Raw genomic sequence first — 15371 nt, forward strand, 5'->3', positions numbered from 1 at the left:
AGGCCAAGCCGATCGCCGGCAAGAAGAAATAAGATCAGAAAATCGTCCGGGGGACGATTTTCCTTATTTCTCCGCCGGAGGCCGCTCTCGTCATAGCGCCCCGGCCGTTCAGGATTTAGGATTAGGAATTCAAAATGGCTCGTGAACCGCAGCGCCTTCGTCGGCGCGAACGCAAGAATATCTCGTCGGGTGTGGCCCACGTCAACGCGACCTTCAACAACACGATGATCACCATCACCGACGCACAGGGCAATGCGATTGCCTGGTCGAGCGCCGGCATGATGGGTTTCAAGGGCAGCCGCAAGTCGACCCCCTATGCAGCGCAGGTTTGCGCCGAAGACGCCGGCAAGAAGGCCGCCGAACATGGCGTCCGCACGCTGGAAGTCGAAGTCAAGGGCCCCGGCGCCGGTCGTGAATCGGCCCTCCGCGCCTTGCAGGCGGTCGGTTTCCACATCACGTCGATCCGCGACGTGACGCCGATCCCGCACAACGGCGTCCGCCCGGCAAAGCGCCGCCGCGTCTGACGTCTCTTCGGGCACGCTCCGCCGGAGCGCCGCCCGTATAAAATCCTCGCTGGACAGGTGGCCGACCCCCACCCGTCCCGCTCAAAGCAAAGGGAAATCCATGACTGTCAATATCCGGAACTGGCAGGAATTGAAGAAGCCCAGCAACCTGGAAATCAAGGCTGGCAGCGACGGCAAGCGCAAGGCGACCTTCGTCGCCGAACCGCTCGAGCGCGGCTTCGGCCTGACGCTCGGCAACGCGCTGCGCCGCGTTTTGCTCTCGTCGCTCCAGGGTGCGGCTATCACGTCGATCAAGATCGAGAACGTCCTGCACGAATTCTCGAGCCTGGCCGGCGTGCGCGAAGATGTCACCGACATCGTCCTCAACGTGAAGCAGATCGCGCTCAAGATGGAAGGCGAAGGCCCGAAGCGGCTCCAGCTTTCGGCCACCGGCCCCGCGACGGTCAAGGCCGGCGACATCATGGTGTCGGGTGACATCAAGGTGATGAACCCGAACCACGTCATCTGCCACCTCGACGACGGGGCGACGCTGAACATGGAACTCGTGGCCGACACCGGCAAGGGCTATGTCCCCGCAACCGCCAACCGTCCGGTCGACGCGCCGATCGGCCTGATCCCGGTCGACTCGCTCTACTCGCCCGTGCGCCAAGTCGCCTACAAGGTCGACAATGCCCGCATCGGCCAGGAACTGGACTATGACAAGCTGAACCTGACCGTCGAAACCGACGGCACGGTGACCCCGGAAGACGCCGTCGCTTACGCCGCGCGCATCCTCCAGGACCAGCTCCAGGTCTTCGTCCACTTTGAAGAAGCGATGAACGACAGCGGCCTCATCGGCATGGCGGCATCGCCGACCACCGCCGATGAATCGGACGTCAACCAGCTCAATCGCTTCCTTCTCAAGAAGGTCGACGAGCTCGAACTGTCGGTCCGTTCGGCGAACTGCCTCAAGAACGACAACATCATCTACATCGGTGATCTCGTTCAGAAGACCGAAGCCGAAATGCTCCGCACCCCGAACTTCGGCCGTAAATCCTTGAACGAAATCAAGGAAGTACTGTCGTCGATGGGTCTGCGCCTGGGCATGGACATCCCCGGCTGGCCGCCGGAGAATATCGAGGAAATGGCAAAGAAGCTCGAACAGGAACTTCTCGGCTAAAGATAGCCGTCGCCCCAGCGACAGCTGGGGCCGCTATCGTGGCATCGTGCCGCGAGCGATCCCAGCTTTCGCTGGGATGACGATTTCGGGAAAGGGTCGGCCCGCAATCGACCTGGTCTGGGCTACCTCACACGGGCCTTTAACGAACGAAGGAATATATTATGCGTCATAAATCGGGTGGCCGGAAACTTCAGCGCACGAGCGCGCACCGCACGGCCCTGTTCCGCAACATGTCGGCCTCGCTCATCAAGCATGAGCAGATCACGACGACCGTCGCCAAGGCGAAGGAACTGCGTCCCTATATCGAAAAGCTGATCACGCTCGCCAAGCGCGGGGGCCTTGCCAACCGCCGCCTCGCGATGAGCCGCCTGATGGACGATGCGCAGCTCGTGAAGCTGTTCGACGTCCTCGCCGAACGCTACAAGGACCGCAACGGCGGCTATACCCGCGTGATCAAGGCCGGCATCCGCGCCTCGGACGCCGCGCCGATCGCGATCATCGAATTCGTCGACCGCGATGTCGATGCCAAGGGCCAGGATTCGGGCCCCGTCGAACAATATGACGAGGCACTGGAAGAAGCATAAGCTTCACCTCCTTGCACAGGATCAGGGGCGGCGTCCGCAAGGACTGCCGCCCTTTTTCATGCGCAGCGGCCGCGGCTGCTTGGGGATGGAAAGTTGACGTTCGCTGGCCGTCTTTCGTCACCCCGGACTTGATCCGGGGTCTATGACTTCGGCGCCGTGATGGATCCCGGATCAAGTCCGGGATGACGAAGAAACAGGGTCCGCTTTCGGTCTGTTTCAGCCCTTCGGCGCCGCCGTCGACCCGCGCACGATCAGTTCGTGCGGAAGCTGCCGCCGCTCGATCGTCTCGCCGAATTCGAGCAGCAGGTCGGCGGCGGCATAGCCGAGGTCGCGGATCGGCTGGCGGATCGTGGTGAGCGACGGCCAGACGACCTGCGCCAGATCGGTATCGTCGAAGCCCGCGACCGAGAGCTGGTCGGGCACCGAAATGCCCATGCGGTGCGCAGCGGCAAGAACCCCCGCCGCCATTTCATCGCTGCTGGCAAAGATCGCGGTGGGCGGTTCAGGCAGCGCGAACAGAGCTTCGGCGGCGGCCGCGCCCGACTGGAAATCGAACTGGCCGGGATGGATGAGTGCCGCGTCGAAGCCGATGCCCGCGCGCTGGAGCGCCTGCCGGTAGCCGGTAAGGCGCTGGCCGCTGGCGAAATAATTGGCGTGGCCGGTGACAAGCCCGATCCGCCGATGTCCCAGCGAGATGAGATAGGCGGTCATGTCGTCGGCGGCCTGCACATTGTCGATGTAAACCGCGGACGTCGCGGTCAGATCGGTCCCCGGCTGGACGCGCACGACGGGGATTTTGCGGCGGAACAATTCGGCGAGCGCGGTGCCGACGTCGGTCACCGGCGGAGTCATGATGATGCCGTCGAGTTGCGCCTGGTCGATCAGCGCGCCGATGTCGTCGACAAGGCCGGGCGAATTGATGTCGCACGGCTGGATGATCATGCGGAAATTGGCTTCGCGGCATCGCTGACCGACACCCGCCTGCATGTTGAAGATATAATAGGGGCTGGGATTGTCATGGATCAGCCCGATCTGGAACGAGCGCCGCCCGGCGAGCGTGCGCGCGGCGAGGCTGGGGTGATAGTTCAGCCGCGCGACCGCCTCCTCGACCTTTTGCCGCATGTCGTCGCTGACATAGCGTTCCTTGTTGAGCACGCGCGACACGGTCTTGATCGACACGCCAGCGACGCGCGAGACATCCTTGATCGTCGCGCGCGTCATGCGCTGGGCCGCTCCATTCCCGGCTGGAAAATCGCTGTCACGGCTCCGCTTCTCCCCGTCCGGCCCTGCTGACCACGCTGTCTGCTTTGGCGCGTCGCGTCCAGCTCCGCAAGAGAAGCCTTGCGCCCTCGCCTCGCTTGGCGATATGGCCCGACCCTATGACAGCGTTAGACAGAAATGAGCTGACGGCGATGCGCCACGCGCATTGGAACAATCTGCCGAGCGGCGGCGACCTTTTCGGCGAATTGCATCTGGCCCAGACGATGGCCGGAACGGCGCCGAAGAGCAGCCTGTTCCCTGGGCTGGCCGCTTGCGCCGCAGCGTCGGGGGCGGCGGCGTGGCTGTCGGACCATTATGGCTTTCCGATCATCCTTCTCGGCCTGCTCGTCGGCCTCGCGCTCAACTTTATCGCGGCGAACGAGGCGACGCACCGCGGGCTCGACTTTGCGTCGCGCAGCTTTCTGCGCCTCGGCATCGTCGTGCTGGGGCTGCAAGTCACGTTCATGCAGATCGCGGTGCTCGGGCCGGTGCCGTTCGCGGCGCTGATCGTCATCATGGGCGTGACCATGGGGGCAGGATTTGTCGGCGCGCGATTGTCGGGGCAGACCGCTTATGCAGGCCTGCTCGCGGGCGGCGCGACGGCGATCTGCGGCGCGAGCGCGGCGCTCGCGCTATATGGCGTGATCGGAAAGCAGCGGTTGCCGCAAGCCCAGTTTGCGCTGACCCTCGTCGGCGTCTCGCTCGCGAGTGCGCTCGCCATGACCCTCTATCCGTTGCTTGCCGCGCGGTTCGGGCTCAGCGATGCGCAGGCGGGATTCCTGATCGGCGCATCGGTCCACGACGTCGCCCAAGCGATCGGCGGCGGTTACGCCTTTTCCGACGCCGCCGGGGCGAGCGCAACGATCGTCAAGCTGGCGCGCGTCGCGCTGCTCGCCCCCGTCGTCGCACTCGTCGGGCTGTTGCTGAGGCCCGAAGATGGCGGCGAGCAGCGGATCTGGCGCCGCCTTGCCCTGCCCTGGTTCATTGTCGCTTTCTTTGCGATGGTGACGCTGAACAGCCTGGCACCGATCCCCGATGTCGTGCGCGGCGGCGCGCTGACGGCGTCGAAGGCGCTGCTGCTGCTCGCGGTCACGGCAACCGCGATGCGGACGCGGATGGACCTGCTGCTCGACATGGGATGGCGCGCCGGCGTGCCGGTGCTGCTCGCCTCGCTGACCAGTTTTGCCGCTTCGCTGCTCTTCTCGCTCGCGATCGTTTAGAGGCCGAGCAGTTTCCGGGCGTTGCCCGAGCGGATTTTTGCGCGTTCCTCGTCGGTGAGGTCGAGCTTCGCGAACGCCTCGAGCGTTTTCGGGAGCGAGATTTGCGGAAAGTCTGACGCGAGCAGCACATGATCGACCCCGACATTTCGGATCGTCCAGACATATTCGGCCTCGATCGGCGAATCGGCGGCAAGGATCACGCTCGCCGAAATGTCGAAATAGATATTGTTGCCGAACAGGTTTTCCGCGGTGCGCGCAAGAGCAAGGATGTTCCAGAAGCGGAAGCCGAGCCCGCCCATATGGCCGAAGATGAACTTCGTCTTCGGCGCGGCCAGCGCAAGATTGAAGAGTTTCTCATTATCGGCCGGAACGATGCTCGCATTGTCCATCACGACGATCATCCCCCGCGCACCCGCACGTTGGACCAGCGCCAGCACGCGCGGGTCGGCGGCGTCGAATTTCTGTGTGTGCGGATGGATTTTGAGCAGCTTCACGCCGAGCGCGGCGACGCGATCGACCTCGGCGAGCGCGGCGTCGCCGTCATAGGGATGAACCGTCGCGATCGCGATCATGTCGGGATTTTTTGCCGCAAGCGCGATCAGCGCGTCGTTACGTCGGGCGATGTCCGCGGGGTTGCCCGCCAACGCCTGGTTCGGACCGCCGAACCACATTGCGCCGAAGGCATCGACCGATTGGCCCGCCGCCTTCAACTGCGCCCGATAGGCATCGAGCGACGCCTGGCCCATATGCAGGTGGACGTGGGTGTCGACGACGCCGTCCTGCGCAGCGACGGGGACAGCGGGGGTCAGCAGGGCAATCGAAAGCAGCAGGGCTCGCATGATGTCTCCAGTGCGCAGGGAATGGGGGCGCGGGAAATAGGGATGCCCACGACCTGCCACAAAGCGACGCTGCCGCCAATTGCCTGTCGACGGCGGTGGCCGCCGCCGTTGGAACCTTATCTACTTGCCATCCTCGCGCCCTGCCCCACGGCGCCGATGCTTCACAAACCGTCGGCGTCAGTTGGTCCAGTAGATATAATCCTGTCCGTCTTTCCACGGCGCGTTCAGCGGCACGTCGATGCGCACCGGCCCTTCGATGAGGCCGGGCCAGATTGGTTTCGCCATCCCCCGGTTCTGCGCCTCGATCATCGCACTGAGCTGTGCCACGCGCTGCGGGTCGGTGGCGGCCAGGTCGTGGCGCTCGGTCGGATCGGCGGCGAGGTTATAGAGCCGTGCCTTTTCGGGCCGCCTTGTCACCTGCAATTTCCAGTCGCCAGCGCGCACAGCGCGATAATCGCCCGAACGCCAGAACATCGCCGGGCGTTTGGCGGGTCCGGCCAGTATATCCTCGCTGTCGATCGTCCGCCCCTGCGGCAATTTTGCCCCCGCGGCGGCGGCTATGGTCGCGAAGATGTCGAGATGGCCCGTCACGTCGTCCCGTTCGGTCGCGGGCGCGATGCGCCCGGGCCAGCGCATGAAGAGCGGCGCGCGAATGCCTCCCTCGAAAAAGGTCGCCTTCCAGCCGCGGAAGGGCGCATTCAAGTCGGGGATCCCATTATACCAGGCCCCGCCATTGTCGCTGGTGAAGATGACCAGCGTGTTGTCGTCGATGCCTGCCTGTTTCAGCTTTGCCATCACATCACCGATGCGGCGGTCGAGCTGTGCGATCATGGCGCCATAGACGCGCGTCTTGTGGTCCTTGATCTGCGGCAGCCGGTCATAATCGGCCCGCGTGGCCTGTAGCGGCGTGTGCGGGGCGTTGAAAGCGAGATACATAAAGAAGGGCCGGTTCTTGTTCGCTTCGATCGCCTTGATCGCCTCGTCGGCGAAATAGTCGGTCATATGCCCCTTCGGCTGGAAACGCTTGCTGCCGTTGAAGGTCACCGCGTGGCGCAGATTGGCCCAGATAAAGCGGTCGATCGGGTCCCACGCCAGCTTGGCGTTGATGCTGGCGGGGTCATCCTGCGGCAGGAACATTGCGCCGCCGGCCAGAATCGCGAGGCTTTCGTCAAAGCCCTGGCTCTGCGGCTGGAGTTCCGGCGATTCGCCAAGATGCCATTTGCCGATGTGCAGCGTGTGATAACCCGCAGCCTTCACCGCCTCTGCGATCGTGACCTCGCCGGCGGGAACGCCCATGTCGGGATAGGCCGGGATGTCGGGGGTGATCAGTTCCTGATGAAAGATCGCGCGGTGCGGGCCGACGCCTTCGCCGTGCGCCAGATTTTCGGCAAATTCGACCGGCACCGCAGTAAATTCAAACCCGAAGCGCGTCGGATAGCGTCCCGTCATCATCGCGGCGCGCGACGGCGAACAAGTCGCATTGGCAGCATAGGCGGTGGTGAAATTGACCCCTTCGCGCGCGAGTGCGTCGATATTCGGGGTCTTGACGATCCCCCCCGCAACCCCGCCGCCGTTCAGACTGATATCGTTATAACCCAGATCGTCGGCGACGATCAGGATGACGTTGGGCGGCCGCTTGCCTCCCGCCGGGTCGGCGGCCACCTGCGCCGGTCCTTGTTGCCATGCCACCGCCCGGTTCGGCTGCACCGGATTGCGCCAATCCTGGATCATACCGGGCAGACGATATTTATTCGCCTCGAACGCCCAATATCCACCGGCCCCCGCCAGTGCCAGCACGCCGAGCGCGACCCACCTTTTCTTCATCCTCATCCCTTATTTTCCGCGCTGTCGGCAAGTAGTCAACTATTGACACTATATGTGTCATTATATTGGGTGACACGCAAGATTGTTTGACCTGGACGTCAACGGGCGTCAGCAGGGGACCATGGAAACAAGGGTGAGGAAATCGACCGCTTCAAAGGCGACGCCCGAACGCATCGACGGCCGACGCGAACGCGGACGGTCAAGCTACCGGCGCATTGTCGAGGCGATGATGGAGTTGATCGTCGCGGGCGATTTGTCGCCAAGCGCGGCGCGGGTCGCCGAAGAGGCCGGCATCGGGCTGCGCACCGTATTTCGACATTTCGACGACATGGACGCGTTGTACGCCGAAATCACGCGCACGATCACCGAGCGCGTGATGCCGATCGTGATGGCGCCCTATCCCGACCAGCCATGGCGCGCCAACATCGGCGAACTGGTGCGCCGCCGCGTCGATGTGTTCGAGACGACACTGCCCTTTCGCCTTGCCGCCAACATCAAACGATATCAATCGCCCTTCCTGATGGGCCAATATAGCCGCGTCGTGATGCTGGAGCGCGAACTGATCGTCCGTTTGCTCCCCGCTTCGGTGCGCAACGACCGCATCGGGGTCGAGGCGCTGTGTGCTGCGCTGTCCTTCCACACCTGGCGCACCCTGCGCCACGACCAGAGCCTGTCCGCGGACGAGGCGGGGACGGTGATGGGGCAGATGGTCGAAGCCGTGATGGCAAGGATCGTCGAAGAGGCTTAAGCGCTGGGGTCCTGACCCTAGACCCGGCGGCGCCGGCGACGAAAGCCCCAGACGAGCCCCGCCAGCAGCAGGATGATCCCCCCGGCCCACAGCCCGATCCGGATCAGCCGTTTCCGGCCCTGCTGTTCAAACGCATAACGGTTGATCTGTTCGTCCGCCGTGTAGCCCGCGGGCATATCCAGCACCCCGTTCGCCTTTGCATAGGCGCGGTAATCGGCCATCATCGCGGCAAAACGGTCGGGCATCGCCGCGGCCAGGTCGCGTGTCTCGCCCGGGTCGGTTTTCAGGTCGTAGAGCCGCCAGCGGCCATCGCCGGTCGGCGCGAGGTTGCGCACCAGCTTGTAATCGCCGCGGAACAGCGCCGCATTGCCCGACAGTTCATAACCCAGCGGGGCGTCGCCATGGACGCTGCCCGCCGCACCGCCCAGCATGGGCGCAAGGCTGCGCCCGGTGACCGGCTCGACCGTTCGGCCGCGCCAGTCGCCGCCATGACCCGGCACACCGGCAAGGTCGGTCAGCGTCGGCAGAATGTCGGTGACATGGGCAAGCCCATCGCTGATCCCTCCCGCGCGGACGCGTGCGCTGCCCGGCCAGGCGATGATCAGCGGAACGCGAAGCCCGCCCTCGGTCGCGCTGAACTTATATCCCGACAGGGGTGAAGACGCGGCGCTTGCCCAGCCGGGGCCGATCGCCGCAAAGCTGCCGCGCCGGCCGATATTCGCGGTCGACAGATCATATTGAAGCCCCAGGAACAGGCGATTGCGCAGGCTCTGGAACGGGTTGGTCGGCTCGGCGCCATTGTCCGACAGGAAAACAAAGATCGTGTTGTCATAATCGCCCGTCGCCTTCAGGTGCGCGACGAGGCGTCCGACCTCGCGGTCCATCGCGGTCGCCATGCCGCCATAGGCCTGCATCACCCGCACCGCCGCGGCGCGTTCGTCGGTCGTCAGGCTGGCCCAGTCGGGGGTCGTGGGCATCGTCACCAGCGGCGCCCCGGCCGGCATCACGCCCATTGCCGCCGCGCGCTTCGCCCGCGCCGCGCGCAGCGCCGTCCAGCCATCCCGGTACATGGCCGAATAACGCGCGATGTCGCTGTCGGGCGCCTGCACCGGAATATGGTTGGCGAGGAAGTTGACCGACGCGAGGAAGGGCTTGCCGCTGTCCCGGTCGGCCTCGATGTAATCGATCATCCGCTGCACGACGAAACGCGACGAATAATAATCCCTGGGCAGCGTCGCGGGCTTGCCATTTTCGGTCCAATTGGCCTGGTCGTACAGGCCTTCGATCGGGCGCTGCTCGAAATTGTCGGCCCCCGCGTCGGCCAGACTGAAGGCACGATCGAATCCGCGGGCGTGCGGCAATCGGGTCCGGTCGCTGCCAAGGTGCCATTTGCCCGTCAGATAGGTGCGGTAACCCGCCGCCTTCAACAGTTCGGCCATCGTCACCACGCGGTGGTTCATCACCGTATCATATCCGGGCTTGCCGCGATGTTCGTCGGGGATGGTTTCGGGCATGTTGCCGAGCCCGTTGCGGTGGTTCATCACCCCGGTCAGCAACATCGCGCGCGTCGGCGAACAGGACCCCGCGACATGGAAGTTTGAAAAGCGCATCCCCGCGTTCGCCAGCGCGTCGATATGCGGGGTCGCAATTTCGGACCCGAAGGCCCCGACATCGGAAAAGCCCCAATCGTCGGCAAGCAGGATCACGATATTCGGATGCCGCGGCGTGGCGCTTTCCGCGCGCTGCGCCTGAACCGGAAAAGCAGCGACCAGCGCGCCGAACAGGATGATGGCAGCGCGCCGGGACCCGCCTAAGCGACCCGGCATTTAGTGGTCCTCCTGCGCACTGCCATCACTCCCACCCCCTCGGGATATGGCACTTACTATGTCAATATATTGGCGAGTCAATGGGGAGGTTGCGGGGCGGATGGCGCGCGCCCATCCTTACCGCTCGCGATAGTCCGGCGCGCGTTTTTCGAGGAAGGCGGCGAGGGCTTCGCGATGGTCCTCGGTCGCCGAAAGGATCACCTGTTGGCGATCCTCGATCGCCATCGCCGCTTCAAGGCTCGGCGCATCGATGTTGAGATTCAGCGCCTGTTTGGAAAGGCGCAGGCCATGCGGTGCGGTCGCGAGCATCTCGTCGGCCAGGGCAAGGCCGCGATCGAGCAGCGCATCCTCCTCGACGATCTCGCTGACCAGCCCGGCGCGCAGCGCGCGGTCTGCGTCGATGAAACGGCCGGTCAGGATCATTTCGGACGCGAGGCTGGCGCCGACCAGGCGCGGCAGGAAATAACTCGACGCCATGTCGCATCCGCCCAGACCGATGCGGATATAGGCAGCGTTGCATCGAAAGGAGGGCGCCGCGTACCGGACATCGGACGCCAGCAGCAGCGACAGTCCGCCGCCCGCGGCCGCGCCGTGCCCCAGCGCGATAACCGGCTGCGGGCAGGCGCGCATCTTGCGATAGATATTGCCGATGCGCGTCTGGGTGCGCAGCGTGCGCAGCACCGGTGTTTCGTCGCTCGACCGGTCCTCCTGGATGTCGAGCCCGGCGCAAAACCCGCGCCCCGCGCCGCGCAGGACGACCACGCGCACCTCGGGCCGCTCGGCCAGCCCGCCGAAATAGCTGTTCAGTTCGTCGACCAGTCCTTCGTTCAACGCATTGAGCCGCGCGGGCCGGTTGAGCGTCGCAATCTCGACCGCGCCGCGCGCCTCGATCAGCAGTTCGCTCACAATGTCTGCCCATCGTCGACGGTGATCACACTGCCCGTGATGCCCAGCGCGGCGTCGGAACACAGCATCAGCAGGGGCGCATGGAGATCGCTCGGCGGGCGCATCCGCTGGCGCGGAAAACTTTTGACCATCGCCGCGCCGACATCGCTGTCGAACAGGTCGGCGGTCATTTCGGATTCGAAATAGCCGGGCTGGATCACGTTGACGCTGATCCCGCGCCGTGCCCATTCGCGCGCCAGTGCCTTGCCCAGATGCCGGACCGCCGCCTTCGTCGCGCCATAGACCGATGTTGCCGGAAAGATTTTTTCGGCAGTGATCGAACCGATCAGGACGACGCGCCCATGCTGTTTCTCGCGGCTACCCGCCTTGTCGAGACGCCGGGCGCCCTCGGTCGCGGTCAGGAAGACCCCGCGAACATTGGCGGCGAGCAGGAAATCGACATCGGCCGCCGACAGGCTCATCGCCATCTTTTCGGTCGCGACGCCGGCATTGGCGACGATCGTGTCGACAGTGCCGAATGCCGCCTCGGCGGCGTCATAGGCCGCGATCGTCGACGTCTCGTCGGTGACGTCCATGCTCACCGCAATCGCCTGTCCGCCAGCGGCCTCGATCGCCGCGACTTGTTCGGCCAGCTTGTCGCCACGCCGCGCGGCGAGCACCACCTTCGCCCCCGCCGCGGCGAGCGCCTTGGCAAACCCCGCGCCGAGCCCCGACGATGCGCCGGTGACCAGCGCGACGCGTCCCGACAGATCGAAATTCGGTTCAGCGGCCATGATCGTCCCTTTCCTTCGTTTCCTATGCATTGGTCTGGAGTGACGTTTACGTCAACTGGGCGAGTGCCGATGGAAAATCGTCACGCCGGGGTTGACGCCGCCACTTTGTTCCCCTATTGTTCTTTTTGTGCACAACCAACCTCATCCCCCGTCGCGGCTGCCGAGTGCGGCGGACGGGGGATAAAGGGTTCCCATTCGCGGTCCCGCCGCAACGCCCCTCTTCGCAGCACCCGCGGTTTGCAGACTCTGCGTCCACAGCATCTGCGGCATTGATCGTCGCCGCAAAGGGCGCCACACATGCGGTCGTGGGATGGAAAGAAAATTGAGGGGCCGCATCATGCTATCGTCGCCGCCTGGCATCGCCGTGGACCGGAATTAGCCGTGCATGCCGTCGAAGCATTCGAGCTGGTCCTCGCCCTGCTGGTCCTTGTCATCGGGCTGCATTGGCTGGCGCTGAAGCTGCGCTGGCCGCCTGCCACGGCGCTGCTCGTCGGCGGCGGCGCGCTCGCCTTTGTGCCGGGCCTCCCGGCCATCTCGCTCGACCCCGAACTCGCGCTTGTCCTGTTCTTGCCGCCCCTGTTGATGGATGGCGCCTATTACACGGCGCTCGGACGTTTTCGGCGCCACCTCCCCGGCATATTGTCACTGGCCGTCGGCGCGGTGGTTTTCACCACCCTTGTCGTCGGGGTGGTCGTGCGCTGGATCATCCCCGATCTGCCGTGGGCCGCCTGCTTCGCGCTCGGCGCGATCGTTTCGCCGCCCGATGCGGTGTCGGCGCGCGCGGTGCTGAAGGGGGTGCATCTGCCGCGCCGGCTCGAAGCATTGCTGGAGGGCGAAAGCCTGCTCAACGATGCAACCGGCCTGATCCTGTTCCGCTTCGCGGTCGCGGCGACGCTCAGCGGCGTCTTCCATACCGGCGAGGCGGTGCAGAGCTTCGCGGTCGTCGCGATCGGCGGAGCGGGCGTCGGCGCAGCCGTTGCCGCGGGCTGGATATTCCTTGCCAAGCGGTTGCGCGACCCGATGCTGATCATGCTCATCACCATATTGCTGTGCTGGGCCGCCTATCTCGCCGGCGAGGCGGTGCATGTGTCGGGGGTGATCGCGACCGTTACCGCGGGCCTTGCCCTGGGCTGGTATCAGCATGTGATCCTGCCGGCGGACGTGCGCCTTCGCGCCAGTTCGGCGTGGCAGATCCTGGTGTTCGTCCTCGAAGCACTCGTCTTCATCCTGATCGGATTTTCGCTGCGCGGCGCGATCGAGCGGATCGGCGGGATCGGGGCTATTCCGATGTCGATGATCAGCGTGATCGTCGCCGTGGTCATCACCGTCGCCGCCGCGCGCTTCATCTGGATATTCGGATCGGAAGCGATCTTGGGCCTCGCGCGCAAGCTGGGAATCGAACGCGCCCGGCCGCTCGGCTGGCGACAGGCGACGGTGCTGAGCTGGGCGGGGATGCGCGGCGTCGTGACGCTGGCGGTGCCGCTAACCTTACCGATCGACATGCCGGGCCGCGACATGATGCTGATCTGTGCCTTTGCGGTGATCTTCGCTACCGTCGTCGTACAAGGATCGAGCCTGGGCGCGCTGATCCGCCAGATCCAGCCCGTCGATGCCGATCCGCCCGCAAAAATGGCGATGCCCGCCGCCGAAGCGGCGATGGCACGGGCACGGCTGGCCGTTATCGAGGAACTGGCCTATGACGCCGACGGCACGCTCGTCCATCCGCAGATGCTCGAAGAGCATCGCAAACGGATGCGGTTCATGGAACGGTACGAACAGGATGCCAGCGCCGAAATGGATAATCTGCGTCCGCATTTCGACGTGCTGCTGAAGGCGATCGCCGCGGGACGCGCCGAACTGATCCGCATCCACCGCGCGGGGCTGATCGAGGATGAAGTGCTCCACGAGCTCGAACGCGACCTCGACGTCGAGGAACTCGCCATGACGTTGCAGCGCGGCGAATAGCGCGGCCGCCCGGCTTGCCCCGCCCCGGCCTGCCGCCGTCATCGGCATTCGATTTCGATGATTCGCACCGGCTGGCTGGGGCGGCAGGAACCTCACCTAAGGAAAAGCTGCACCCCAAAAAGCCCTGTTTTCGGCCAATTTCGCGTGGCACCAGTTGCGACTGGCTACACTCACTGGCTACAGTTAGTGGCATCACAGACCAACCGCAATAGAACATCGGTGCGGCGTTCCCATGCAGGCGCTCAGGGTCTTTTGCTGCGCGCTGTGACAGCCGTGCGGTAGCCGTAATTCGGACGTGGCACGTCGCCTGATCTCGCTCGAATGAAGGCATTTTCCCCGTAGCTACCCCGCCTCGCACGCCCTGTCCTACCACAGAGATCGCCCATCGCTCCGCGTCCACTAGGTTAATCCTTAAACAAACGACTGCCTGTGCGGCGACTGCACCTTAATCAGCGGCGCCAACTTACCTTAGCAACGACCAAGCACGTCCATTCACCTAGGCAGCAGCGCCGCGATGATGATCCCAGAATCTAAGTGGGGTCAACCTTGGTGCGGTCGGGCGCCCATTACGTTGCGCCCAGATCTATCGAAATTCGAATAAATGAAAAAAAAATTCTGAGTAGCTTGGTAGCAGCTTTCGACGATCCTATAACTCAGGGTCGGCGGAATAATATCGTCCGACGAGCTTTGAACATTAGCTCCAAGGAGAATGAGAATGAAGACCAGTTTTAATCGAGAAATTGCGATGGATTTCCTGATTTGTCTCGGCAGGATGATAACCCTTAGACGAGAAGTAGACGGGATCCCTTTCAGAGAGGCTGCATTCACTGTTGCTGAAGCAGGGAATGAGCATGGTTTTGAGCACGCGGTAAAAGAAGCCAACAAAGACCTGATTGTGCTTGCCTTCAAGCCCGGGAAGGAACGCCGTGGGCCCGCCAACATCGCGGTTTATGAGACCTATGACGGTAAAGTGAAGACGTGGCCTCGATGCTCGGTATGGGTTCTTTCCAGGGAAGGACCGGCTCTGATAGTTCCCAAGGGCGCGGATTTCGGCTTCGCTTATCACGATGCGGCACTTTGTCGGGTATTGGAAATCCCGTTGGACCATCGGGCTGATCGGATCAAAATGGCGCGTAAGATCCTGTCACTGATGCCGCAGATCATGGCATGCGATCCCAATCCTTATGTCAGGGTTCATTGATCTCCCTGGGCGCAACGAGAGGTCGCTGGCAAGGCCGCGCTCCCGATTGGAGACGAAATAAGTATCATGGCGCGAGCGAACACCTGCCATCTGATGAACCCCTGATATGGGGCTCGCATAATGACATATCCGCCTGGGCTCAGCAGATTCCCTTAGCGATTAGTCGGATAGAGCGAACGAAACGTCGCCATACGCATCGTCGAGCGCATGCCGGCGCGCAACAACTTCCGATCTTCCGACGCCGCGGTCCAATTCGCTGGGACTTGGCGACCGCTAACCGCTTCCACGATCTGAGTGTGCCTAGCTGCCGACAGCCGGACGGCGATCCGGACGATTAGCAATGCAAACAGGCGCGGCATTTCGCGCGTAACGAGGGCCGTGACATACGCGGCAATGACTACAGCAGTTGGTTCAACGATAAACATTCTATTTTCTCCTCCGATCTTCAGATCACCCTATCCGCTCAATTTCTCTCCTATTCTGGTCTGGAGGCCTCACTATCCGATCCTTCTGAAGCCAGAACAGGAATGCGATCCTCATGG

14 protein-coding genes are annotated in these 15371 nt (G+C 63.7%); 7 read left to right on the forward strand and 7 right to left on the reverse strand.

Features of this window, described 5'->3' with window-relative positions:
* Positions 1 to 134 precede the first annotated feature (134 nt).
* The 3 genes from rpsK to rplQ all read left to right on the forward strand — a co-directional run bounded on the left by rpsK (position 135) and on the right by rplQ (position 2267).
* A complete protein-coding gene (rpsK, locus tag A3E77_RS03185; RefSeq protein WP_003040416.1) occupies positions 135 to 524 on the forward strand; it encodes a 30S ribosomal protein S11 in 390 nt (129 codons plus the stop codon).
* Positions 525 to 624: 100 nt separating this feature from the next.
* On the forward strand, positions 625 to 1683 hold the full coding sequence (locus A3E77_RS03190; protein ID WP_058803170.1) for a DNA-directed RNA polymerase subunit alpha: 1059 nt from the start codon (positions 625 to 627) through the stop codon (positions 1681 to 1683).
* A 161-nt stretch (positions 1684 to 1844) separates the two neighbouring features.
* Positions 1845 to 2267, forward strand: coding sequence for a 50S ribosomal protein L17 (gene rplQ / locus A3E77_RS03195; RefSeq protein ID WP_293643455.1), 423 nt, complete (start codon positions 1845 to 1847; stop codon positions 2265 to 2267).
* 216 nt (positions 2268 to 2483) lie between these two features.
* Here rplQ and A3E77_RS03200 read toward each other — a convergent pair whose 3' ends face one another.
* Positions 2484 to 3488, reverse strand: coding sequence for a LacI family DNA-binding transcriptional regulator (locus A3E77_RS03200; protein ID WP_293643456.1), 1005 nt, complete (start codon positions 3486 to 3488; stop codon positions 2484 to 2486).
* 191 nt (positions 3489 to 3679) lie between these two features.
* Between A3E77_RS03200 and A3E77_RS03205 the strand changes: the two genes are divergently transcribed.
* Complete coding sequence (locus tag A3E77_RS03205; protein WP_293643457.1) at positions 3680 to 4747, forward strand: YeiH family protein; 1068 nt, start codon at positions 3680 to 3682, stop codon at positions 4745 to 4747.
* Here the strand turns inward: A3E77_RS03205 and A3E77_RS03210 are convergent.
* Together A3E77_RS03210 and A3E77_RS03215 are read right to left on the reverse strand one after the other, a co-directional pair.
* A complete protein-coding gene (locus tag A3E77_RS03210; RefSeq protein WP_293643458.1) occupies positions 4744 to 5586 on the reverse strand; it encodes an amidohydrolase family protein in 843 nt (280 codons plus the stop codon). The two genes, A3E77_RS03205 and A3E77_RS03210, sit on opposite strands and share 4 nt — an antisense overlap.
* A gap of 177 nt (positions 5587 to 5763) precedes the next feature.
* The gene (locus A3E77_RS03215) at positions 5764 to 7410 is read right to left on the reverse strand and encodes a sulfatase-like hydrolase/transferase (RefSeq protein WP_293643459.1); all 1647 of its coding nucleotides are present in this window, start codon (positions 7408 to 7410) and stop codon (positions 5764 to 5766) included.
* A gap of 133 nt (positions 7411 to 7543) precedes the next feature.
* On the opposite strand from A3E77_RS03215, the gene A3E77_RS03220 reads away from it, so the two are divergent.
* Positions 7544 to 8158 carry a TetR/AcrR family transcriptional regulator gene (locus tag A3E77_RS03220; protein ID WP_293643460.1) on the forward strand — a complete coding sequence of 205 codons (615 nt, stop codon included), beginning with the start codon at positions 7544 to 7546 and terminating at the stop codon, positions 8156 to 8158.
* A gap of 17 nt (positions 8159 to 8175) precedes the next feature.
* Here the strand turns inward: A3E77_RS03220 and A3E77_RS03225 are convergent, their stop codons facing one another.
* The 3 genes from A3E77_RS03225 to A3E77_RS03235 all read right to left on the reverse strand — a co-directional run bounded on the left by A3E77_RS03225 (position 8176) and on the right by A3E77_RS03235 (position 11663).
* Positions 8176 to 9984, reverse strand: a complete 1809-nt coding sequence (locus A3E77_RS03225) for an arylsulfatase (protein ID WP_293643461.1) — start codon at positions 9982 to 9984, stop codon at positions 8176 to 8178.
* Positions 9985 to 10101: 117 nt separating this feature from the next.
* A complete protein-coding gene (locus A3E77_RS03230) occupies positions 10102 to 10893 on the reverse strand; it encodes an enoyl-CoA hydratase/isomerase family protein (RefSeq protein WP_293643526.1) in 792 nt (263 codons plus the stop codon).
* Positions 10887 to 11663: an SDR family NAD(P)-dependent oxidoreductase gene (locus tag A3E77_RS03235; RefSeq protein ID WP_293643462.1), complete on the reverse strand. Its 777-nt coding sequence runs from the start codon at positions 11661 to 11663 to the stop codon at positions 10887 to 10889. Before A3E77_RS03235 ends, A3E77_RS03230 begins: the two co-directional genes overlap by 7 nt.
* Before the next feature lie 381 nt (positions 11664 to 12044).
* On the opposite strand from A3E77_RS03235, the gene A3E77_RS03240 reads away from it, so the two are divergent.
* Together A3E77_RS03240 and A3E77_RS03245 are read left to right on the forward strand one after the other, a co-directional pair.
* On the forward strand, positions 12045 to 13628 hold the full coding sequence (locus A3E77_RS03240; protein ID WP_293643463.1) for a Na+/H+ antiporter: 1584 nt from the start codon (positions 12045 to 12047) through the stop codon (positions 13626 to 13628).
* Positions 13629 to 14343: 715 nt separating this feature from the next.
* On the forward strand, positions 14344 to 14829 hold the full coding sequence (locus A3E77_RS03245; RefSeq protein ID WP_293643464.1) for a hypothetical protein: 486 nt from the start codon (positions 14344 to 14346) through the stop codon (positions 14827 to 14829).
* 152 nt (positions 14830 to 14981) lie between these two features.
* Here A3E77_RS03245 and A3E77_RS03250 read toward each other — a convergent pair whose 3' ends face one another.
* On the reverse strand, positions 14982 to 15254 hold the full coding sequence (locus tag A3E77_RS03250; RefSeq protein WP_293643465.1) for a hypothetical protein: 273 nt from the start codon (positions 15252 to 15254) through the stop codon (positions 14982 to 14984).
* Between the last annotated feature and the right edge of the window lie 117 nt (positions 15255 to 15371).

Origin of the sequence: Sphingopyxis sp. RIFCSPHIGHO2_12_FULL_65_19 (genome assembly GCF_001830555.1) — a bacterium.
Classification (GTDB): Bacteria; Pseudomonadota; Alphaproteobacteria; order Sphingomonadales; family Sphingomonadaceae; genus Sphingopyxis.